We start from the raw sequence: 22,769 nt of genomic DNA on the forward strand, positions 1-22,769 counted from the left end.
TTTCAATTAAACGAAATAAAATGACAAGTTTATTGCAAACCACACTCTATGTTGATAATGTTGAAAAAACGATTAAGTTTTACACAAACATTTTCGGTCTTAAAGAAATATATATATCATCGAAAAAAAATTATGGGGAGCTTTCTCTCAATGGAACAATACTAGCCTTTGCTTCAAATAAATTAGCAAACTATAATTTAAAAAATGGATTTACGCGTAGTAATATTTCAGAAAAACCTTTTGGATTTGAGCTTATGTTCCATACAGAAAATGTTAAAGAAGTTATGCAAAACGCTATCAATGCTGGGGCAAAGGAAGAAGAACCAGTGACGAGAAAACCTTGGATGAGAGAAGTAGGTTATTTAAGAGATGAAAATGGATTTTTAATCGAAGTTTGTTCTTTCGTTAAAAACAATATGTAATTATAGTCCCGATTTCATAGAGGAAGAATATTACATTATTACTGGTCTAAGAAAATCGACATTTATAAAAAATTCTAGGCATAGATAGCTCAATAATATATGTTCTTAAAACTAAAAATTGACTACATGGAGGCTCAAAAATTTATACTTTCAGAAATACAGGTGGATTTATGGATTGAGATAAGAGAATTATCTATAGAACTTTACAATAATATATATAATCCGAGATTCGAAAAATTTAAATTTAACTTTAGTGAATTAGTAGAAGTAACCGAAAACACAAAAGTGGTTAATGGAGAATCTTTTGATCTTTTAATTAATAAAATAACTTCTATTAATTACGAGATTATACATAAACTAGAAATATGCAAAATTGAAAACAGATTTTTTTGTGATAGAAACTTACATATTACATATGCCATTTTAAATAAAATATATAATTATAAATTAAGAGTTAATGGGATGGATTAGTCAGTTGTCAATACCAAGATGACTTAAAAAAGTACGGGAAAGGCCTTAGTTTTTTAAGAAATAATTCAAAACATTAATTTTGCCACATGAGCATTATCGACATAACACCTTTATTGAGCCTAATAATCGGAGTATTGTTAATCGTATTTATACTATCTAAAAGGTCGGGGCTAGGAAATGATAAAAAAATTAGAATTGTTTTAGCTTCAATAGTCTTCTTATATACCTTTACAGCATTTGATTATTACATTACAATAAATAATAATGGTAATACCACTTATTTTGGAGCTTCCTATTTATTTATTCACTTGCTAGGTTTTTTACTATACTACTTTATTGCCTTGTTTACAAATACAACAATAAACCTAAAAAGGGGAGCGCTTGTTGCTATAAGTTATACGATTTTACGCTGGTCATTTTTTTTCCCTTTTATGAAATACAACTCGCTTCAAGAATTTGTGCGCTTTGTTAAGGAATCTAGATACGATATGTGGTTAGAATGGGAGTATATATTCATGAATTTGATTAATGTAGTACTTTTTACTTTTGCATTTTTTCGTTTAAGAACATCTCCATTTGCAATGGATTTAAACCAAAACCAAAGCCTTAAGCATAAGTGGATAAAGCTAATATTAATTGCTTTTGTTTTATTACAATTGGGCATTTTAATAAGTGACGTAGTTAGTAATTTTAAAATAGATAATTATGAAAGCTATGAAGCAAATATGAAATTCGAATCATTGCTTATTTCTATTTTCTTTTTCTTATTTACCTTTTCTATTATGCAATTTCCGGTATTTGCTTTTACCGGGAATTTTGAAGATTTGCCAAAATCTGTAAAAAAGAAATATGCAAAATCCGCATTAACAGATTCTTCAGAACTTTTTAATGAAATTAATGAGCTGGTTAAGAATGAAAAACTCTATTTAGATTTTAATTTAAAGTTAAATTCATTGTCAGAAAGACTTGGGAAATCGGTGCATCATGTTTCTCAAGCCATTAACCAAAATGCACAAATGAACTTTCCCGATTTCATAAATACATTTAGAATAGAAATGGCAAAAAAAAGACTCTTAGAACCCAATCCAGATACAATCTTTGCAATTTATCTCGATGTTGGTTTTAATAGCAAAGCTGCATTTTATTCGGCATTTAAAAAAAACACTTCACTAACCCCAACTGAATTTAAAAATGCTAATAAAAAAATAACATCGGCGTAGTATGTTCAATTCCTTATAAATTAAAACACTTGTATTCTGTACTATATTATAGGGAAGTCCTATTTTAAAATGGTACGCACATATTTTTGATTTGTAAAAACATAAAACTATTGATAATAATATGATAAAAAGTGTTACAACAATTCTATTTCTATTACTAGCAGTAACTACTACTACAGCGCAAACTAAGGACGTATTACTTGGTAAATGGGAAGCGGCTTACGAGGAAAAAGGAGAAAAATTCTATGTAACCTATGAATTTAAAAAAGAAAAAGACAAATTAAAATGTAGGGCTATTTTTATAAAAAATAATAAAGGAGAAAAAGGTAAATATGAATCTTTAACCATGGAAAACATAGTATTAATGAGCGGAAAAGGTAAGGCAACTTATATTTACAATGAGGGTGGGGAAAAATACATATTTAATGCAAAACTCAATTTAAAAAATAAAAACACTTTAAGTATTAAATATACATATTGGGGTTTTTCTGAAACTGAGGTTTGGAAAAGGATAATGTAATTCATTTAACCAGCAATACAATTCTACATCACCTACTATTAGTCTATATACTTGCTCTACACGATTCATATTGGGCTTTTTTATATAGTATTTTTAATCATGCCGTTACTTCTAGAACCTCTTGCAAGAATAGGGGTGCTATTTAGACTTCATACCGGATAGTACTCCTATCTTATATATTTTTAAAAGCGCCAAATATAGAATTTAGGTGTATAAAAAAGAGAATAGATATTCTCAATTGTGACGACAAATATTTAAAAACAATTTTTAATCCTTGTCCGGGTCTAAACCAATACCACCATAAGAATCTACTGTAATACCCTCTTCTAAAGTGCATCTATAATAATAACTACTCCTAGTTAGCGGCATTTCATCTATTTCTAATATTAAATAAGTATCACCATCTGTTGTCTCATAATTTTCAATTATTTGGCATGCCAATGTTTCGTTAGTTTCTCTATTTACAAGAGTGATTGCTATAACCTTACTTGTAGCAATGTAACGATCGAACCAGGTTGTATTATTACTAACAGAACCAGCATTGCTCGTATCGTTAGGAAAGATTATATTCTTTTCAATAACCCTTATTTTTCTTGTTTTTTCAACACCCGTTTCTGATGTAATAGTATAAGTAACGTCCTTACTGAAATCTTGTGGTGTTGAAAGATCTGGAGTAATTGTAGCATAATCGCTTATTAATATACTATCCGGCTTTAAGTTCGTTAAATCTTGATTCTTTAGCGTATGGAAAATATAATCATTATCATCTAAACCAACTCTAAATTCGTCATAGGCACTACTAGCAAGTTGCGAAAAAGACCCATAGGTAGTTAAGGGTAAATAAATTCTTTCAATAAGATTATCTTCGTTTTTTATTATTAAATCATAAGATTTATTTAAACTTGGAATATATAGTTTTTGATTTTTGTTACTTATGTCAATTATATCATTCAATGTAGGAATTGTCTCTTCATTATTTGTCATTTTAATATCTAGGTATGGAAAATAATCAAATCTTTTAAAACCATTCACTGATTTACTCGAGTAATAGATGTATATTTTTTCTTCAAGCTCATCTATTTCTCCATGAAACTTGTCTACACCGGTATTACCATCATCAGATTTCAGAATCATAGTTATTGATTCTAATCCGTTTAAGGTTATTAGTTCAGTCGTATAGTTATTAATAGAAGCGTCTTCTGCTTTCACTACAAAATTAACAGGATTGGTAAAATCGATAGGGATATTTAATTTTGGAAAAACTTCGGACTTTTCAGATGACTTAATTTGTGGTAAAAATCTATTTAATTCTCTAGAAGCTGGTACATATATCTTTATAATATTTCCATCAATCTCCGTGTCAATGCCATCAATAAAAAAATCAATTATTTCTTTAGAATCTGATTTAATCGCTACTGGTTCTGAATCGTCATTAGAACAACTACAAATGAAAAAGATAAAAAATAACAAAAAGTGAATTGGCTTAATCATATTTTTACAATATTATTCAAAAAAAAACGAAATAATAAACAAAAAATTGTTTTAAATATTACGTCTTTATTATAAATATTTAAGGACCACTACGGTTACATTGCTACTTTTTTTTTTAAATCTTTACAAAAGGTAATGGAACACTTATTATGTAACCCTACCTTCCATAGCGAAGTCGTAGAGGGGGAGGGGAGTGGAATGGCAAGTTTTGCTAATTATTGTTCCGGAGTTATTCCTATTAATATTTCTAATATTCTTTTGTAAATTAGATTAAAGTTTTGCATTGAAATTATTTTGTTTTTACTACAATTTGCTTATTATTAGCAGTTTGCACAACTTTTTGTATTTCAATCAAAATGCACTGCGGGTGATAATAGGCCCTTTTTAGATTCAATTAGTTAATAATCCAAGAAATAAATTATGGCTAGAATTTCTCCACTTAGTTTAGATGAATTACCGAAAAACGTGCGTATGGACTTAAAATATGCTGAAGAACTAATGGGCTTTACCCCAAATGATGTTTTAACTATGGCACGTTGGCCTGCGTATTTATCGGCAGTAAAAGCTCTTGTGGATGTTGTCTATGCACCGGGCGAACTAGATATGTCTTTGAAACGTATGGTTGCCACAATTGTCAGCGGCGCCGCTGGCTGTAGATATTGCCAAGCCCATACAGCCCATGGTGCCGTGAAAATGGTTGGTGTAAATGCTGAAAAAATTAAGCATGTATGGGAGTATGCCCATAATCCATTATTTTCAGATGCAGAACGTGCTGCTCTTGATTTAGCTTTTGCTGCAGGAGTACAACCAAATGCGGCAACTGATGTGCATTTCAAAAAACTTGAACAGCATTACAACACTCGCCAAATAATGGAAATAATGGGTATGATTACTGTATTTGGGTTACTCAATCGATGGAATGATACCGTTGCCACCGAACTTGAAAAAATACCTTTAAACTTTGCTACGAAAAACTTACGTAAAGAGGACTGGGAACCAGGACGCCATGTAAATAAAGAGGAATAATATTTAGTATTCCTTTTGTTTTACCCGAAGCTTCGGGAGCTGTACAGCAATTTTATACTTCGACAAGCTCATTACAGGGTTCACCTCTAATTATGGTACAAAGGATATCGCTTAAAAAAGTTTCATGACCCTGTTCTACGATTTAATCAAATCTATAAGCGTTAGGGATATTTTACGCGAGTTTATGAAATAAACTGCGAGTTAAAGCGGCTGGTAGAAGTATAGCTACTTGGTTTCAAATTTGTTACAATCCACCCGTAAATTGGCTTTTACATAATTGCTAACGATATAGTCCTAAAGGCCGATATCTGCAACTATATAAAATAGACCGAAAATGGTCTATCCGCCAACTTACTATGTTTGTACTATAATGTTCCGCGTTATGTAACTTTGCTTGGGTATAAAGCAAAGTATTTGGTACTACACTTTCTTTAAATTTTTCTTCTAAAAAGTTTCTTCTTAAAAGGTAATGGAACACTTATTAACTGACCGACGGTAGGAGGGAAGGCAATGTGTGTGAAATGGTATTTTACTACAAATTTTAATTTATTTCAGAAAAAAGTAACTTATTTCTTGTTAATTTTTTATATATTTAAATACTCCAAAATATTGACTTACTACATTTCTCTTCCCCCACAAAATACCTTTTAATAGGTATTCTATAAAATAAAACCCGAGCATAACTTTATCTATACTAAAACCAATAAATTGTAATCACATGCATACAAAAACTAAAACCATCATTTGTCTCTTTTGTCTTTTATTTTCAGTCGTTAAATTCTATTCACAAGAAGAGAACGAACCATTTTCTTATAAGTTCAAAGGACATATACCAATGTTTAAACTGAACTTGTCCAAAAATGATTTTGAAACTATTAAAGTTGGAAATGACCAAAAACGCAAGGTTTATTTTGGTTATGATCTTCTCTTTAATAAAATAGGTGTGTTTTACGAAAATACCGATACAGGTCAGAAGGTAAAATATTACAAAGTCTCCCCTTTGCGATATAAGTATAGCATTGAGGTTCCATCTTCTGATTATACAAATTACGGGGTAAGTTCTTCGGATGTGGCAACAGGATTTAAAGTTTTTAGAGTAAAGAATAAAGATTTAAAAGATAACTTATCAGATAAGAGAAATACTACCATTCTTAAGAAATCTGATAATGATGTTTCATATGGCGATCATGATAATGTATATCTAATACCCTCAACGGAATTTGATGAATATGAAACAGAAGGGGACATTTATAAAAAATATAGATTAGGTCATTTAGACTTTGACTATGGTGCACAATTATCAGTACCATTTAAATTGAGACCTAAGATTAATGATGATAATATGAGAATCACCCCAGAATTTCAGTTGGGGGGGTTTATGAGTCTGAAGACTCGAATTGATCGCAAACGGGGAAGATTCCTTCATTTACCACTTATTACTGCTGGGGTCAGTGGTTTAGGAGTTAATTCAGATAACAAAATAGACGAAAGTACCACGACAGGTGAAGGACTGGTGATGGGAACAACTTTTACAGTTGGGTCAGCCATTGAACTTGGTGATTTTCAAATAGGACTGATGATGGGTTGGGATAAAGCGGGCGGAGAAGTTGGTAAAGATTGGCAATATAACGGGCGTCCTTGGTATTCTTTTGGGATTGGTTTTTCCTTTTTACAACGTTCCAAAAGCAAAGAAGAGCAGAAGAAAAAAGAAAAAAATGATTCTTAAGCGATAAAGTGTATTATTTTAAGGTTTCTAAACAACGATTAAGGTAAATCTCCATAACCGCCTCCTTAAGTCCCATTAAAACATGAGAAATATTTTGTCGCTCAAACTCGGTAAATGTATCTACGGGCAGATAGTGAAACATATAAATTGCACGGTCAATCCAATTCGATAAAGATAGTAGGTTGCCTTCATGATATTCATTCAAATAACCTAGAAAGGGTAATAGGTCTATTGCCTCTAATTCTGTTTTGGTCTGACTTTTGCCTTTCATTGGTCTGTATTATAGATAGAATATTCCGATTATCGGAACAAATATATTGAATATCGGATAATATTTATAATAAAAGTTTAGATTTTCGGAAAAAAGTATCCGAATATTTAACTTTATTATCTTAAAATCAGATAAAAATGACTGAATTAGGATTGTTTCTTGCAAAGAAATCAGTGAATCGTTCTGATGTTGCTAGAAAAACTGGAATCAGTAAAACGAGGTTAAGCGAGTTGTCTAACAATAAAAGGACAAAACTTCGGGCTGATGAATTATACCTTATCTCATTGGCTATTGATGCAGACCCATGCGAAGTTTTTACTGAAATTTGCAAAGGCCTAGAATTAAAAAATGAGTAAAAAGGATTACTAACCCATTTTCTTTATTCTTCTTGGTACCATCTAAAACAAAATAAGAAGCTTGTAATGCGAGTGCTTGACTGATAAGCCCTTTTGCTTTTTTTATAACCTATTTTTAATTTGTTTTGTTTTGTTTCTATGACTTTTAGTTGGATTTTTTAGGTTGTCGAGAAAACTCATAGTATTTGTTTTCTGAGTACTATATAATTCGTTTCTATTAAGTTTAAGCAAATTTTTAAGATAGGCCGAATTTTCTGATTGGCCTTTATAATTATCAATGTAATCTTGAAACAGAGAATTAAAAACACGTTTGTGAACATATTTTTTGCAAGAGAACAGCCAATCATAAGACTTTATTTCTGTACAATAGCTTTGAAGCATTTCCATTTGAACATCAACAGTGTAGTTACTAAAAACGAACCTTACAAATTTTTCAAACGACTTATAGTTGTTTTGATTTGCTAAATGATTTTCAAAAGAATTAAAAATATAAGTCGTTGCGTTATCGAATCTATGAATGCTGTATACGTACCTTTCTAAATCTCCTATATCAAGTTTATTTATTGAATCGTATAATAGTTTCTCATTTTTAGAGTTGACCTTATCAAACCAAGAATTCATTTTAGATATTAATGATGCATAAGAAGTATTTCTGTAGGTAAGAAACATAGAGAGAATAGTATTTGATACAGTTTCTTGCTGAGCAGCTTTTAAGCCTTTCTCCGAAGTACTTTTGAGAAACATCATCATCAGAGTACTAACATAAGTGAACCTCTTATTAGTGCTTAACTTCTGAATTATGGCACTAAAAAAACTCCAACTATTTGGACCAAAATGTGCAACCTCTTTTTGATAAATAGAATCGTTAATAGCTAAACTAAGTTCATTATGTTCTGTTTTTGAGAAAAAGAAAGTGAAGTACTTAGTAATATTCTCATGGGTAGAAAAATCTCCGTCTAAGAACATATACTCCAATACCATTTTAAAAAAGTTAATATACTTCTCTATCTCAATCTTGGACAATGATTGACTGTACTCTTGCTTAAACTTTTGTAATATATTTTCAAGTAATGTTGATTCAATTTTTATTGTATCAATATCGGATTTAGGAATAAGAAAAGTTACTTTATTTACTATGGTATCCAATTCGAATATACCTTTCGACTTAATGCTTTTTAAACTATACTCGGAACTCAATTGTTTAATGTAATAATTGGTGAATTCAGTTATTATTAATGAATCCTTAAGATACTCTTTTTCAATGTATAGGTTGGTTAAAGAAATAAGAGCTTTTTTGGCTTTTATATCTTCAATTTTATCTTCATTTAGTTTTTCCAGCATTTTGTCAATAAATTTCGGGCTAAACAAAGAAGCGATAACCTCAAAATCATCAGAAGAATTAGGGTAAGTGGGTAATAGTTTAGGCTCTTCAATAACTTTTCCTTCAAGATTACTCTGAAGACCAGAAATAAGATTTACATCTGTTTTGAAGATTTCTATAAACTCTCTTATTTTAGAATGTATTCCTTCAATTGTTGTATCTGATTTTATTGAAGTGTTTAAATATTCAAATAATCTATTGTAAGGTACTTTAAATCCAACCTCTTCATAAAACCATTTTGATGTAACACAAAAACCCTTGTAATCTACAATATTGGGAATCAATCCAGAGAATTGGTTATTTGTAAAAACTCTTTTTATGAAAGAATAGTTCCTTAGATTTTCATTTATTTCTTTTCTTACAATATCATAATCTAGTAATCCAATAAGTAACTCTAATACTGGCGGAGCAATTGAATGATAATCTTCAAACTTGTTACTATTGTAGTCGTAAGAGATTTCTATTTGCTCCAATAAAATCTGGGCTTTTCCTTTCTCAATCCCCTTTTCATTATCTACCAACAATAATTCAAAGATTTCATTAAGTTCACCATTTTCAATTAACACTCTTAATTCATCAGGAACATCCTTATCTCTGTCAACATTAAGAATGAAGGGTTCTATATTATTAAAGTGAACATCTCTATTTCTTTTAAAGAATCGCTTTTGGTCTCTAGTTAATTTAAGTTCATTTTTACCCAATTTCATGAGAAAAAATATACCTTTTTGCTTAATTTCATTTCTTAGAGAATTATTAATTTTATTTAAGAAGTTGATATCATCTAATAGCATTCGGTATAAATGATTCCATTCCTGCTTAATTATTAACAGCTTGATTAGAAATTCATCGGCTTGATTATTAAATTCAAGTTTGATATAACTTTCATTAATCTGCCTTATAATCAAATCTCTTTCTGTTTGAAGGTTATTCAGAAATTGTATAATCTTTCTTGGATTCGTTGTGAATTCTTGGCATATTAATCTTATACCGATTTTGGATAAACCAAGCTCGTACTTTCTGTTTAGCCTATTAGTAAAATCAACAAGTTCTTTTGGAGTAAATTTTTTCAATCTTATAATTTGATGAAAAATCTTTCTCAAATATTCATCTGCATCCTCAGTTTCTCCGTTTAAAAAAGAGGTAATTCCATTTTCATCAACAGGAATGATAAAAACTACATTTTCAGTTTCGAGAAAGTTCTTCATTGTAGCCAATGTTTCTTTTAAATTCTCATTATCACACCTGTCAAGGTTATCAATTACTATGACTATCTTTTTATAATCTAATTTTGAGAGCACGAATTTTTTAAACTTAATCATCCAATTATCATCAAACCCGAAAATCTTTCCTATTATAAGTTTAAAAGTTTCTTCAAACCTTTCAGGCTCAATTAGTTTAGACTGTTTTACAGTAAAAGGGATTACTCTGAAAAAATCTTTTGACAAATAAAATAGGAATGAAGCTAGCAATGAGACTAAAACAAGAATGGACTTAGTATCGTTATCTTCTATCTGTGGCAAAACAAACATTCCAACTACAAGCAAAAGAACAATAGCTGATACGCTTAATAGAAAAATTTGTTTTCCATTTATTGGTGTTTTACTTTTTTTAGGGTCTTGAGTTGTAGTCTCTTTATAAACAATGTTATTAATTGCATCTTCATTAAGTATTTTAAAATCAGAATTCAAACTTTTTATAAAACTTCTTCTAAAATCATCATTAGAATACTTCCAAGCATCATACTTGAAATATGCAATTTTTTCCTCTTTGTTGCCTTTATTATAATCAATAATAAAACTTTCAAGAGTGCTTATAATTGTGGATTTACCACTTCCCCAGCCACCAAATAGACCAATATTCTGTTTTCCAAATGAACCCCTGACTACTTCAAATAAAGTTTCAGCGTACGGTTTGGTCCCTAATAAATCTTCATTTTCTTCGTGAGATAAATCGAATTCTTTGTCTTCTATAAATTTGATTGCCATAGGTTTACTTTCAAAAAATGTAAGATAAGTATTAAGATGTATAATTATTATTTTTGTTAAATTACTTTTTAACATGTTATAAACGAGATTTTAAGGTTCTCGGCCTAAGAGAACTTTGGCTAAAACAATAGGGGAGAGGAGCGTTAAGAATTTTAGGAGGCTGGTACTGCGTTTTGTTAATCGATAAAATGCTTCAAAAAGTTCAAAGCGGTCTTAAGAGTTAGAATGGATCCTGAAATTTAGCGACCGACCCGTGATTGTTTCCAAAGTTATCTGTAAGCCTTGATTTTTTTGTTTATTTTTTAATCAAGTAAAAAAGAAAGGACACTTTACAAAGACTTGGTATTATATTTGAGTAAGAATAGAAAACCAAAACTACATGTTAATTTTAAAAAGAATAGTCTTATTGCTTCTGTTTTTCTTAGCAAGTGTAATTTACTCGCAAGAGTATAAAAAAGTAGATACTATTGTTTCAAAGTATCCCAATCGTTTTAATTCACCAACAAAACTTGCAAAACGAATTTCCAATGATTTTAAAACAGAATTACAACAAGCCAGAGCTGTATATTTTTGGATAGCTAATAACGTTTCCTATGACCCAAATGAATCAGGTAAATTTGGTTATGAATATGGAGATTGGAAAGAATATTTAAAAAAAGAAAAGAAACATAATAGTAAACTTTCATCCAGAGTTATTTCTAAAGGAATAGCAGTATGCGAAGGTTATGCAACGCTTTTTACAGAAGTCTGTAATCATTTAAATATTAAATCTAAAGTTATTTCGGGAGCCTCTAGAACAGAAACAAAAGATATTGGTAAACGTTTTTATTCTAGTCATGCATGGAATATTGTAGTTATAGATAAAAAACCATATTTATTAGATGTTACTTGGGGAGCTGGTTCATATAGTACGAAGTTTAAAAAAAATGTCAATGATTTCTATTTTTTAACACCCCCAGAATTATTTATTAATAAACATTATCCAGATAATTACAAAGATGCATTACTAAGCGAGAAAATTAGTAAAGAGAGTTTCTCTAATGCACCTTTATTATACAAACAAATTTTTCCACTTATTTATCCAAATAATGGCATTCTAAAAAAAGAACAAAAAATAATAAAGCTTGCTTTTAAATGTGAACCTGGTTCCTATGCTGTAGATTATAATTTAGATAAGAAACAACATTCATTAATGAATTTTAAATGTATTAATAATAAAATTGAATTTGAGGTTGATATAAGTAATTCAATGCGTGCCCGTGAACTAACAATCTTTTTAGATTACCAAACTGTTGCAAAATTTAGTTTAAAATAATACAACTTATGTAATTACATTATGTAAAATAGCACTTAAAGTAATTGTTGAAACAGAACTAAGTGGTAGCAAGTGCTAAGAATTTTACTCGCAGAGAAAATTTTAGCTCTTGCGGCAAACTGACTAAATGTTTGTGAAAAATTTATTGACGAATAGTTTCTTATAAATCGTGTATTTCAAAATATTCTAAAAGTTTTGCTTTTTTTTTGGCGCTGGCCAAGCGTTGGCCTCCGAAGTTTCGGAGGTGTTTTAAAAGGAACGCCATTTAGCGTTTATTTAAAAAAAGCAATCGAGTCCCGAAGCTTCGGGAGCAGCGGCTATTTTACATAACGACTAATTATAGATACAAATGTTTTATAAACTCTGCGAAGCAAACCGCTTATTAGTTTAATGACCCAAGTTCTACAGTTTATTGTGTGTACAGAACTTTCTGGGATATTTTACATAATATAGAATTATAGCTACTTGGTGTAAACTTTGTTACAATCTACCCGTAAATTGGCTTTTACATAATTGCTAACGATATAGTCCTAAAGGCCGATATCTGCAACTATGTAAAATAGACCGAAAATGGTCTATCCGCCAATTTACTATGTTTGTTCTATAATTTATATTATGTAAAATAGAATATTTATTCTTTTGTTTTCTGCTCTTCCGTATTCCTCCATTGCATATAAATACTGTTTCCTATAACTAGCGTAATTACAAAAGCTATTGCCAGGTTTATATACATAAGAATATCTAAAATAGTATAATTCATTGCGTTCTCGTATTAGTCCGTACTAAAGGTAATTTTAACTACCGGACAACCAATTAAGTTCTGTATAGTTGGTATTAATAAATATATAATTGGTACAAATAGTATTGTTAAAGAAAAATCAAGGATACGTTCTTTTATACCAAATGTTCAGTAAAACGCCGCTTATAATCATAACCATACCTAAAATACTCAAAATAGCATATTTTTCACCAAGAAATCCTATTCCTGCCGCAATGGAGAAAACAACTTCTATATATTTTACGGGTGCTATAATATTGGTTTCCCCTATTTGAAAAGCTTTTGTCATAAAAAGTTGTCCAAAATACCCCAAAACACCAAGACTTAAGAGTAATAAAATGTCTATTCCATGAGGTGTTTTCCAATTAAAAATGGATAAAATTCCCCCAACTACAGCAGCTATGCACATAAAATAATTTACAATTACTACAGGATGTTCCTTATCTCCTATTTTTCTTATCACTATATACACCAATCCACTAGTCGCTGCTGCTGCAATCGCAAAAACTAGCCCAATTATAGAAACGTTCTTATCGAAGCCTTTTAACGCAATAACCCCCATAAAGGATAATAAAAAAAATAGCCATTGCACAGGTTTTACTTTTTCGTTTAAAATAAATAATGCAAAAATTGCAGCGAAAATTGGCGATATATAGCGCAAACCAACTGCCGAACCTACTGGCATATAGTGTATGGCCATAAAAAATAACGACATAGAAGTTACTCCTATTACCCCCCTAAAAACAAGTAATCTTTTATGCGTTCCTAATATAGGTATCTTTCTGTGTATTAGTATGCTAAAGGTAAAAAATAAGGTTCCTAGGGATCTAAAAAATACCAACTCAAACGTGCTATATTCCGTTAAGTATTTTAAAAGAACATTCATACAAGCAAAAGCTACGGTACTTACAACCATATAATAAATAGCTTTCTTTACATCCATTGCCTTACATTTAATACAATCTGGTAAAGATATCACAATCGCAATCGTTAAAGCACAAAACGAATAAAATCTGTTTTCTTTTTTTAAGTATATTTAGCCCTTAAAAAAATAAATTACTATGAAGCGTATCCTATTTTCTTTAGCAATTGTTCTTTTCTTTTCTTGCGGCGACGATGATTCTAAAATTGTAGATTACACAACCCAGAACGAAGAAGAGATTGTTGCTTATATAGCTGCTAACAATTTAAATGCTACCAGAAGCTCTACTGGCTTATATTACGTAATAAATGAACAAGGTACAGGAGATATACCAACTACAAGTTCTAATGTTACCGTAGCCTATAAAGGGTATTTTACGAATGGCTCTGTTTTTGATCAAAGCGATTCTGACGGAATTTCTTTTGGCTTAGACCGAGTAATAAAAGGATGGACAGAAGGTATTACCTATTTTAATGAAGGTGGTAGTGGTATACTATTGGTTCCCTCCCACTTAGGATATGGCAATACTGATAACCGCAGTATTCCTGGTGGCTCGGTATTAATTTTCGACGTTAATTTAATATCTATAAATTAAAAAATTATTTAGCTAAACTTATATAGTCAGATACATCTTGCTCAATTACATGTACGGCTTCTAAATTTTCCTTTACAAGTTGTATTTGAGACTCTATAAAATGTACTGGCTTTTTAAGTGTGTTCATTAGTTTTAAATGGGAGACACTGATTAACTCTAATTTTAACTTTAATTCTTCTAACTGTTGGTATAAGCTATACGTTCTAGGTTCGTAAGAATAAGAGTTTAATTTATTCTTTAGTTGTAATATATTTTTATAACTACGATCAATGCGTACTACTGCATTCTCTATTTGTAAAGTGTTTTTATCTATTTCTTGAGTTTTCTGTTCTAGTAACATATGTGTCTTTTGAAAGGTTAACGAAAGCGCTTTTATTTTATTTTACAAATGTAAGAAAAAACTTTCATCAATGTATTTTCTTAACTAACAGATAACTAGATATTAACCATTTTTTTGCATATACTATGCCATATTACGTAAAATAAGAAGACTATTGTATCGTTATTATTTGTAACTTAAAGAAAAAGTTAAAGGATGAATGTAAATTTTGAATATGACGATGTAAAAGCGAGCAATCGTCTAGAAATAATGGCAGCTGAAAAACTACAAAAACTAGTAGATAAATTTGATTTTATTGTTAGCGCAGATGTTTTTTTTAAAAAGGAAAATACCGCGGACCCTAACACCGGTTTAATTTGTAATATTCGTTTAAGTACACCGGGTTCTACCCTATTTGCTTTAGCGAGTCATGCAAATTTTGAGACCTCTATCGCCGACTCCGTATCCGACTTAAATCGTCAATTAGAAAAAAGAAAGGCTAAATTAAAAATGCGCTATTAGTAGCGCATTTTTTTATTATTACCTAAATTAACATTTAGATTATTTATCCTCATCTAAATTATCTTCGTCTTCAAATTTAGTATCAACAATAGTTGCTTTGGAAAGACGATCAGAAAAAGGACTTTTTCTTAAATCTCTCATTAATCTTTTACGTTTGCGTTCTGAGATATCTAACGTATCTAAAATCTCTTTTTTGCGATAAGTATCAACAATACGTTGCTTTTTTTTCTCTATACGTTCTTCTGCGGGAATAACATACTCTGGCTCAAAAGAAGACATTACCGTATATTTAGTAATTTTTATTTTCTTAATACTCTCCTCCTGCGCTTTCTTTGTTTTACTTTCTACCTCTTTAACTTCTAAAATATCCGTTTCTCCTTCTATCTCTTGGCCTGATACAAAATTTACCCCAACAAAAAATAGAGAAACAACTAAAGCCCCAACTTTAAGTGTTTTCATAACTAATATAATATAGTGTCTTCCTTAAAAATAATAAATTTCCTTTATCAAGTATAATTAAATATAAATAATCGTTTTAAATCGATATTTTCTCGTAGTCTATCGACTAGCTAGATGTTAATCCACGTAACAAAAAAATATTTATCTACATCTTCAAATTTAGTAGATTCTTATCCATGTAAATTAAAAATAAAACAATTTTATAACCACTCATAAACAAGTACATATATAAAGAGTTTTCCATAGAATTATTAACAATACATCTTATATAATAGTAGACCTAGAGGTAAAATCTACTTATCACTAATAGAGTAGCGCTAAGAGAGTAAAAATTAATACGCCACTAGCTCCAACAAAGCCTTTAAAAACCTTTGTTTTGGTAAATAATTATCTTCTAAGGCAGATGCAAAAGGTATAGGAGTATCTAAACTTGCTACTCTTTTTATAGGACCATCTAAATAAGAAAAACAATGCTCCCCTACCAGTGCCGAAATATCACTTGCTATGCCACCGAATAAACTATCTTCTTGTAGTATAATAAGCTTCCCCGTTTTTTTAACAGATTTATAAACCGTTTCTATATCTAAAGGCTGTAACGTACGTAAATCAATTACATCGGCCTTAATAGATGGGTGCTCTCGTAAAGTATCTAATGCCCAATGCACTCCTAAACCATATGAAACTATAGAAACATCGTTCCCGTTTTGTAATACGCTAGCCTTTCCCAAGGGCATAGTATAATAAGATGTAGGTACATTTTGATCAACGTTACGATAAAGTGCTTTATGCTCAAAAAATAAAACTGGATTTGGATCATTAATTGCCGAAGCTAATAGTCCCTTTGCATCAATAGGAAAAGCTGGGTAAACTACTTTTAGTCCTGGCGTTTTTGTAAACCACGCTTCATTGGTTTGGGAATGAAAAGGTCCTGCAGAAACACTTCCTCCACAGGGCATTCGTATAACTACATCTGCATTTTCTTCCCAACGGTAAAAAGACTTGGCTAAATAGTTAACAATAGGATTAAATCCGCTACTGACAAAATCTGCAAATTGCATTTCCACTACGGCTTTGTACCCATTTATAGATAACCCCATTGCCGTAGATACAATTGCCGATTCGCATATAGGGGTATTACGAACACGTTCTTTTCCAAAAGTATCTACAAATCCTTCGGTTACTTTAAAAACACCACCATACTCGGCAATATCTTGCCCCATTAACACCAAATTAGAGTGTTTTTCCATAGATTGTTTCAAAGCCTCAGAAATAGCATCAATTAAACGAACATTTTTTACAATAGCACTTGGAGCAACCTCTACAAAGTTATATTTCTTGAAAACACTATTTTGTTCTACAGCAATATCTGCGCAAATTGGTTCCTCGTCTAAAGCTCTTTTTAAATTAGCATCAATCTCATGTAAAATGTCTTTTTTTATTTCTACCTCTTCTTGTTCTGTTACTACTTTTTCATCTCTAAGGTATGCAGCATAGTTTTCTAAAGGGTCTTTGGCTGCCCAAAAATCTAATTTCTCTTGTGGTACATACTTAGTTCCACTAGCCTCTTCATGCCCTCTAATTCTAAAGGTTTTAAATTCTAAAAGTATAGGTCTAGGGTTTTCTCGCATACTCTTGGTAAGATTTTTTACCGTGGTATAAACTTCTAAAATATTATTACCGTCTATAATATGTGCCTCCATTCCATAACCAATACCTTTATCGGCAATATGTTCGCAATTATACTGTTCATTAATTGGTGTTGATAAACCATAGCCATTATTTTCTACACAAAACAAAACGGGTAAACTCCAAACAGAGGCTACATTTAATGCTTCATGAAAATCTCCTTCACTAGTACCTCCTTCCCCAGTAAAAACTGCAGTTACTTTGAAATCTTTTTTTAAAAGATGCGCCAAAGCAATTCCATCTGCTACTCCCAATTGCGGTCCCAAATGAGATATCATTCCAACAATTTTATGCTCCTGAGTGCCAAAATGAAAACTACGGTCCCTACCATTAGTAAAACCGCTTTTTTTACCTTGCCATTGCGAAAAAAGTCTAAACAAAGGAATTTCTCTAGTGGTAAATACCCCTAAATTTCTATGCATTGGAAGAATATACTCGTCAGACAACATAGCAGAAGTAACTCCGACAGAAATTGCCTCCTGACCAATACCACTAAACCATTTAGATATTTTGCCCTGTCGTAACAAAATCAGCATTTTTTCTTCTATCATCCTAGGAATAAGCATAGCCTTATAAAGTTGTTTTAGAACCTCATTACTTAACTGATATTTAGCGTATTCCATGTTAGATTTTAATGATTTGCCGTGTAAATAATATATAAATGTAACAAAAAGAAAGCGCTGTTACTAGTAAGGTATCCTTTTATATGCTCAATAATTTGTAATTTTGATAGAACTACTAAAATAAAGCTATGAGTACTATACCTAGTGTAGACCTTCAGGAATTTGTATCTGGAGATGCTGCGAAAAAACAAAAATTCACTAAAGAGATTGGAAAAGCTTTTGAGGATATTGGTTTTGTTGCATTAAGTGGTCATTTTCTTTCTGAGGATTTAGTAAAAAATTTATATAAGGAGATTAAAAACTTTTTTAATCAAGACCAAGCTATAAAGGACTCCTATGAAATTGAAGGTATAGGCGGACAGAGGGGATATACTTCGTTTGGAAAAGAACACGCTAAAGGACGTAAAGAAGGAGATTTAAAGGAATTTTGGCATTTTGGTCAATATGTAGAGAACGACGCCAAATTAGAAGCCGAATACCCCAATAATGTTATTGTGAAAGAGCTTCCTCAGTTTAATGTTATTGGAGAAGAAACCTATAAAATGCTGGAAAAAACAGCTAAATATGTACTTAGAGCTTTAGCCCTACATCTTGATTTAGAAGAAAATTATTTTGATGCGTATATAAAAAATGGAAATTCTATTTTAAGACCCATTCACTATCCTCCTATTACATCGGAACCGAAAAATGCAGTTAGGGCTGCGGCGCATGGAGATATTAATCTTATTACTCTTCTCATGGGAGCACACGGCAAAGGCTTACAAGTACAAAACCATGAAGGAGAATGGGTAGATGCGATTGCTAGACCTGATCAGTTAATGATTAATGTTGGTGATATGCTTTCTAGATTAACGAATAACAAGTTAAAATCTACTATACATCAAGTTGTAAATCCGCCTAAAGAGCTATGGGGCACCTCTAGATACTCCATTCCATTCTTTATGCATCCTATAAGTGAAATGTCTTTAAATTGTTTACCTAATTGTATTAGTGACAAAAATCCAAAACAATTTGAAGATATAACTGCCGGTGCTTTTTTACATGAAAGACTTATTGAATTAGGACTAATTAAAGGATAATATGGACTTACAAGACCAATTAAAAAACCTTTTTCCGGAACATACACCTTCGGAGGAACCCATAAAAGAAGAAAAAAATGCAATTTGGATGCAAGACGATCCTATTATTTGCAAGTATGAAAAAAGAAAAGGAAAGCCTATAACTATATTAGAAGGGTATACTGGTGCTGATGCTGATTTTAAAGAATTAGCCAAAGAACTAAAGAAAAAACTTAGCGTTGGTGGTAGTTTCAAAGAAGATAAAATTATTATCCAAGGAGATTATAGAGATAAAATAATGACACTTTTACAAGAAAAAGGGTTCAAAGTAAAACGTGTAGGTGGATAAGACCAACTATAAGAGATGACGTAAGTTTGTTTTGGTTGCGTATTTTCTGTTAAAAATTTTTTATTGTTTTATATTAAGTGTTACTTTTATGTACTTACAACCTAAACCACACTGAAAATGAGTTCCCTATTGCATATTACCAATGGAGATAGTTTTACAAAACGATTAAAATCTCTAAAGCTAGAAGGCGAAATAATCACGTGGCGTGAAATGCTATGCGAAGGCAAAACGCTTAATCAAGTAGGAAGTGAATCCTTTTGGAAAGAACGTTATGAATTTCTTCATACCAATTATAAAGTTTCTAAATCTTCGTTCATAGAAAAAACATTAAAAGAATATCGTTCTTTATGTAATCATAAAAAGCAAGATCATATTGTTTTGTGGTTTGAATATGATTTATTCTGCCAGATAAACATGTTAGCCGTTATTAGTTGGTTACAGACTCATAGAAAGTATGCACAAATCACTTTAGTTTGTAGTGGCAATGAAGATGATACAGATAAACTTTATTCTCTTAACGAGTTAAACAACGAACAACTTTTAAATTTATACACCAATAGAACTGTTTTAACACAAGATGATATAGCCTATGCCGACTATGTTTGGCAATTATATTGTAGTGACAACCCTATTCGATTAGAAAACTTAACAGATTTTAAAAATTACCAGTTTACTTATTTAGAAAGTGCTATTAAAACCCATTTACAGAGATTTCCGAGCATATCTAATGGCCTAAATCTTATGGAAAATAACATTTTACATTTAGCCAAAGAACACAAACCAGCGAATAAGAAAGAATTTATGGGCACTGTGCTTACAAATCAAGGAAATTTTGGATTTGCAGACCTACAGTACGAAAGGGCAATAACAAGGCTAAAGCCATTATTTAGTTCCTTTAACCCTGTTAGATTAACAAAAAAAGGAAAAGAAATATTAGAAAAACAAACCAGCTACTATTCTTGTATACAAAATAACGAAGTGTATCTTGGTGGCGCATTAAAATATAATTTCTTATACAATACGGCTTCCGATAGGATATTAAAACTATAATATATATGAGCCTAGAGCATTCCGAGCTTATTTTAAATGCCGATGGCAGCATTTACCATTTAAATATATTACCCGAAGATCTTGCAGACACCGTAATTTTAGTTGGGGATCAAAATAGAGTCTCGAAAGTGTCCAAGTATTTTGACACTATTGAAGTAAAAAAAGAAAAAAGAGAATTCATAACCCATACTGGAACACTAAATGGAAAACGTATTAGTGTAATTTCTACTGGAATTGGTACCGATAATATTGATATTGTTTTAAATGAAATAGATGCATTAGCTAATATAGATTTTAAAGAACGAAAGATAAAAGAGACCCTCAAACAACTTCAAATTATTCGAATAGGAACTTCCGGTTCTATACAGGCTGATATTCCGGTGGATTCTTTTCTCTTATCGGAATATGCAATTGGATTCGATGGTGTTTTGCATTACTATACTAATGACAACATTCAACACCCAGAACTTACAAAGGCATTTGTAGAACAAACGAATTGGTCTAGTAATAAACCAGTACCGTATATCATAAAATATGATGAAAACTTAGGAAAAGTCTTAGATTCAAATCATATACGATTAGGTTTTACTGGAACAAACTCCGGCTTTTATGGGCCTCAAGGGCGCGTTTTACGTTTAGCATTAGATGATGAACATTTTAATACCAAACTAGCTGCCTTTGCCTATAAGACTTTAAAAGTAACCAATTTAGAAATGGAAACTTCTGCAATATATGCACTTTCTAAACTCTTGGGACATAGTGCGGTTTCTTTAAATTGCATTATAGCCAATAGAAGTACCGGAGAATTTTCTAAAAATCCCGCTTTGGCTATAGACAACCTTATTAAATACACCCTAGATAAACTCACAAAAGATTGAAAACAGTAAAAATAATTGGGGTACCAGAGCATTTTAATTTGCCCTGGCATCTTGCTATAGAAGAAGGCGCATTCGCAGAAAGAGGTATCGATTTACAATGGGCAGACATTCCTGAAGGTACTGGTAGAATGTCTCAAATGCTTCAAGACGAAGAAACCGACCTTGCCATTATACTTACAGAAGGAATTATTAAGAGCATTACCGAGGGTAATCCCACTAAAATTGTTCAAGAATATATTGGTTCTCCATTATTATGGGGAATTCACGTAGATTACAACAGTCCATACCAAACTATTAACGACCTTAAAAACACAAAGGGCGCAATTAGTAGGTTAGGTAGTGGTAGTCATCTTATGGCTTATGTAAATGCCCAAGAACAAAAATGGGATACGGCTAATCTACAGTTTGAAATTATTAATAATTTAAATGGAGCCATAGATGGTTTAGCTAATGGCAATGCCGATTATTTTATGTGGGAGCATTTTACCACAAAACCTTTAGTAGATGACAATACTTTTAGACGTTTAGGAGATTGCCCTACCCCATGGCCATGCTTCGTAATTGCAGGAACACAAAAATTCTTAACGGAAAACAACACATTATTAAAACATGTTTTAGAGGTTATTAATACCTATTCCAAAGAGTTTAAATCTATTCCTAGCATAGACCGAACATTAGCTAATCGGTACGAACAAAAACTAGAAGACATACAAGAATGGCTGGCTATTACGCAATGGAGCCAAAAACAGTTAAATATAAATACACTAAAAAAGGTCCAAGATAGTTTGTCTACTTTGAACCTAATTAGTCAATCTTTAAAAGGGAGTGATATTTTATACTAGTCAGTATAAACTAAACTATTACTTCCTTAAAATGTTTGTTTATTAATTTTTTGAACTTAATATCAGACAATGGTTTTTGTATAAACTCGTTGATATATGGGTTTTCTTTTGCTTTTCTTTTATCCTCTATACTATCACTAATAGTCACCAAAACAATGAAAATTTGTTCTTTTAGGGACTTGGGTACTAATTCTTCGTATTTTTCCATAAACTGCCATCCGTTCATTAATGGCATATTAATATCTAACATAATCATACAAGGAGTAGATAACACATCATCTCCCTCAAAATCTCCGTTATTCATTATAAAATCAAGACCCTCTTGCCCATTAAGTGTAGCGTGCACATCTATATCTAAATCAAGCTTGTTTATAAATATAGTATTCAGGAAGTTACTAGATTCATCGTCGTCTATTAATAATATGGACTTTAAGTGTGTAAAATTGCTCGAGGTCATGGTTTTTTTGTTTAAGTTAATACAATGTAAGAATTTACACTATTAAA

25 protein-coding genes are annotated in these 22,769 nt (G+C 31.1%); 16 read left to right on the plus strand and 9 right to left on the minus strand.

Annotation, left to right across the window (positions count from 1 at the left end):
- Nucleotides 1–20 precede the first annotated feature (20 nt).
- The 4 genes from Q0856_RS11370 (at nucleotide 21) to Q0856_RS11385 (ending at nucleotide 2,633) form a co-directional block, all read left to right on the plus strand.
- The gene (locus tag Q0856_RS11370; RefSeq protein ID WP_298475574.1) at nucleotides 21–422 is read left to right on the plus strand and encodes a VOC family protein; all 402 of its coding nucleotides are present in this window, start codon (nucleotides 21–23) and stop codon (nucleotides 420–422) included.
- A gap of 126 nt (nucleotides 423–548) precedes the next feature.
- Complete coding sequence (locus Q0856_RS11375; protein ID WP_298475576.1) at nucleotides 549–893, plus strand: hypothetical protein; 345 nt, start codon at nucleotides 549–551, stop codon at nucleotides 891–893.
- Nucleotides 894–979: 86 nt separating this feature from the next.
- A complete protein-coding gene (locus Q0856_RS11380) occupies nucleotides 980–2,113 on the plus strand; it encodes a helix-turn-helix domain-containing protein (RefSeq protein WP_298475578.1) in 1,134 nt (377 codons plus the stop codon).
- A gap of 121 nt (nucleotides 2,114–2,234) precedes the next feature.
- Entirely contained in the window at nucleotides 2,235–2,633 is a 399-nt protein-coding gene (locus tag Q0856_RS11385; RefSeq protein ID WP_298505072.1) for a hypothetical protein, read from the plus strand.
- A gap of 267 nt (nucleotides 2,634–2,900) precedes the next feature.
- On the opposite strand, the gene Q0856_RS11390 is transcribed toward Q0856_RS11385, so the two are convergent.
- Nucleotides 2,901–4,124 (minus strand): hypothetical protein, encoded by a 1,224-nt coding sequence (locus Q0856_RS11390; RefSeq protein ID WP_298505074.1) that lies wholly within the window; start codon nucleotides 4,122–4,124, stop codon nucleotides 2,901–2,903.
- Nucleotides 4,125–4,259: 135 nt separating this feature from the next.
- On the opposite strand from Q0856_RS11390, the gene Q0856_RS11395 reads away from it, so the two are divergent.
- The 3 genes from Q0856_RS11395 (at nucleotide 4,260) to Q0856_RS11405 (ending at nucleotide 6,876) form a co-directional block, all read left to right on the plus strand.
- Nucleotides 4,260–4,388, plus strand: a complete 129-nt coding sequence (locus Q0856_RS11395) for a hypothetical protein (protein ID WP_298505076.1) — start codon at nucleotides 4,260–4,262, stop codon at nucleotides 4,386–4,388.
- Nucleotides 4,389–4,544: 156 nt separating this feature from the next.
- The gene (locus Q0856_RS11400) at nucleotides 4,545–5,150 is read left to right on the plus strand and encodes a carboxymuconolactone decarboxylase family protein (protein ID WP_298505078.1); all 606 of its coding nucleotides are present in this window, start codon (nucleotides 4,545–4,547) and stop codon (nucleotides 5,148–5,150) included.
- A 718-nt stretch (nucleotides 5,151–5,868) separates the two neighbouring features.
- Entirely contained in the window at nucleotides 5,869–6,876 is a 1,008-nt protein-coding gene (locus Q0856_RS11405; RefSeq protein WP_298505079.1) for a hypothetical protein, read from the plus strand.
- A 13-nt stretch (nucleotides 6,877–6,889) separates the two neighbouring features.
- Here the strand turns inward: Q0856_RS11405 and Q0856_RS11410 are convergent, their stop codons facing one another.
- Nucleotides 6,890–7,147 carry a hypothetical protein gene (locus tag Q0856_RS11410; protein ID WP_298505081.1) on the minus strand — a complete coding sequence of 86 codons (258 nt, stop codon included), beginning with the start codon at nucleotides 7,145–7,147 and terminating at the stop codon, nucleotides 6,890–6,892.
- A gap of 137 nt (nucleotides 7,148–7,284) precedes the next feature.
- Here Q0856_RS11410 and Q0856_RS11415 point away from each other — a divergent pair, with 137 nt between their 5' ends.
- Complete coding sequence (locus Q0856_RS11415; RefSeq protein WP_298505083.1) at nucleotides 7,285–7,503, plus strand: helix-turn-helix transcriptional regulator; 219 nt, start codon at nucleotides 7,285–7,287, stop codon at nucleotides 7,501–7,503.
- 102 nt (nucleotides 7,504–7,605) lie between these two features.
- Here the strand turns inward: Q0856_RS11415 and Q0856_RS11420 are convergent, their stop codons facing one another.
- Nucleotides 7,606–10,869 (minus strand): P-loop NTPase fold protein, encoded by a 3,264-nt coding sequence (locus Q0856_RS11420; RefSeq protein ID WP_298505086.1) that lies wholly within the window; start codon nucleotides 10,867–10,869, stop codon nucleotides 7,606–7,608.
- Between the two features lie 379 nt (nucleotides 10,870–11,248).
- Between Q0856_RS11420 and Q0856_RS11425 the strand changes: the two genes are divergently transcribed.
- Nucleotides 11,249–12,184, plus strand: coding sequence for a transglutaminase domain-containing protein (locus Q0856_RS11425; protein ID WP_298505089.1), 936 nt, complete (start codon nucleotides 11,249–11,251; stop codon nucleotides 12,182–12,184).
- Nucleotides 12,185–12,815: 631 nt separating this feature from the next.
- Here the strand turns inward: Q0856_RS11425 and Q0856_RS11430 are convergent.
- Nucleotides 12,816–12,944 (minus strand): hypothetical protein, encoded by a 129-nt coding sequence (locus tag Q0856_RS11430; RefSeq protein WP_298505091.1) that lies wholly within the window; start codon nucleotides 12,942–12,944, stop codon nucleotides 12,816–12,818.
- A 118-nt stretch (nucleotides 12,945–13,062) separates the two neighbouring features.
- The gene (locus Q0856_RS11435; protein ID WP_298505094.1) at nucleotides 13,063–13,905 is read right to left on the minus strand and encodes a DMT family transporter; all 843 of its coding nucleotides are present in this window, start codon (nucleotides 13,903–13,905) and stop codon (nucleotides 13,063–13,065) included.
- A 118-nt stretch (nucleotides 13,906–14,023) separates the two neighbouring features.
- On the opposite strand from Q0856_RS11435, the gene Q0856_RS11440 reads away from it, so the two are divergent.
- Nucleotides 14,024–14,479 carry an FKBP-type peptidyl-prolyl cis-trans isomerase gene (locus tag Q0856_RS11440; protein ID WP_298505096.1) on the plus strand — a complete coding sequence of 152 codons (456 nt, stop codon included), beginning with the start codon at nucleotides 14,024–14,026 and terminating at the stop codon, nucleotides 14,477–14,479.
- Between the two features lie 4 nt (nucleotides 14,480–14,483).
- On the opposite strand, the gene Q0856_RS11445 is transcribed toward Q0856_RS11440, so the two are convergent.
- The gene (locus Q0856_RS11445; protein ID WP_298475622.1) at nucleotides 14,484–14,819 is read right to left on the minus strand and encodes a hypothetical protein; all 336 of its coding nucleotides are present in this window, start codon (nucleotides 14,817–14,819) and stop codon (nucleotides 14,484–14,486) included.
- Between the two features lie 195 nt (nucleotides 14,820–15,014).
- Between Q0856_RS11445 and Q0856_RS11450 the strand changes: the two genes are divergently transcribed.
- Nucleotides 15,015–15,320: an HPF/RaiA family ribosome-associated protein gene (locus tag Q0856_RS11450; protein WP_298475625.1), complete on the plus strand. Its 306-nt coding sequence runs from the start codon at nucleotides 15,015–15,017 to the stop codon at nucleotides 15,318–15,320.
- 39 nt (nucleotides 15,321–15,359) lie between these two features.
- Here Q0856_RS11450 and Q0856_RS11455 read toward each other — a convergent pair whose 3' ends face one another.
- Complete coding sequence (locus Q0856_RS11455) at nucleotides 15,360–15,779, minus strand: hypothetical protein (protein ID WP_298505099.1); 420 nt, start codon at nucleotides 15,777–15,779, stop codon at nucleotides 15,360–15,362.
- A 332-nt stretch (nucleotides 15,780–16,111) separates the two neighbouring features.
- The gene (locus Q0856_RS11460) at nucleotides 16,112–18,088 is read right to left on the minus strand and encodes a dehydrogenase E1 component subunit alpha/beta (protein WP_298505101.1); all 1,977 of its coding nucleotides are present in this window, start codon (nucleotides 18,086–18,088) and stop codon (nucleotides 16,112–16,114) included.
- A gap of 128 nt (nucleotides 18,089–18,216) precedes the next feature.
- Here Q0856_RS11460 and Q0856_RS11465 point away from each other — a divergent pair, with 128 nt between their 5' ends.
- From Q0856_RS11465 to Q0856_RS11485, 5 genes are all read left to right on the plus strand, one after another.
- The gene (locus tag Q0856_RS11465; RefSeq protein ID WP_298505103.1) at nucleotides 18,217–19,167 is read left to right on the plus strand and encodes a 2-oxoglutarate and iron-dependent oxygenase domain-containing protein; all 951 of its coding nucleotides are present in this window, start codon (nucleotides 18,217–18,219) and stop codon (nucleotides 19,165–19,167) included.
- 1 nt (nucleotide 19,168) lies between these two features.
- A complete protein-coding gene (locus tag Q0856_RS11470; RefSeq protein WP_298505106.1) occupies nucleotides 19,169–19,495 on the plus strand; it encodes a translation initiation factor in 327 nt (108 codons plus the stop codon).
- A gap of 117 nt (nucleotides 19,496–19,612) precedes the next feature.
- A complete protein-coding gene (locus tag Q0856_RS11475) occupies nucleotides 19,613–20,545 on the plus strand; it encodes a DUF1835 domain-containing protein (RefSeq protein WP_298475642.1) in 933 nt (310 codons plus the stop codon).
- A gap of 5 nt (nucleotides 20,546–20,550) precedes the next feature.
- The gene (locus Q0856_RS11480) at nucleotides 20,551–21,423 is read left to right on the plus strand and encodes a nucleoside phosphorylase (protein ID WP_298505110.1); all 873 of its coding nucleotides are present in this window, start codon (nucleotides 20,551–20,553) and stop codon (nucleotides 21,421–21,423) included.
- Nucleotides 21,420–22,265 (plus strand): substrate-binding domain-containing protein, encoded by an 846-nt coding sequence (locus Q0856_RS11485; protein ID WP_298505113.1) that lies wholly within the window; start codon nucleotides 21,420–21,422, stop codon nucleotides 22,263–22,265. The genes Q0856_RS11480 and Q0856_RS11485 overlap by 4 nt, the downstream gene beginning before the upstream one ends.
- Nucleotides 22,266–22,275: 10 nt before the next feature.
- On the opposite strand, the gene Q0856_RS11490 is transcribed toward Q0856_RS11485, so the two are convergent.
- Nucleotides 22,276–22,722, minus strand: a complete 447-nt coding sequence (locus tag Q0856_RS11490; protein ID WP_298505115.1) for a response regulator — start codon at nucleotides 22,720–22,722, stop codon at nucleotides 22,276–22,278.
- Nucleotides 22,723–22,769: the final 47 nt, after the last annotated feature.

It is taken from the genome of uncultured Maribacter sp. (assembly GCF_947496775.1).
Lineage (GTDB): Bacteria > Bacteroidota > Bacteroidia > Flavobacteriales > Flavobacteriaceae > Maribacter_B.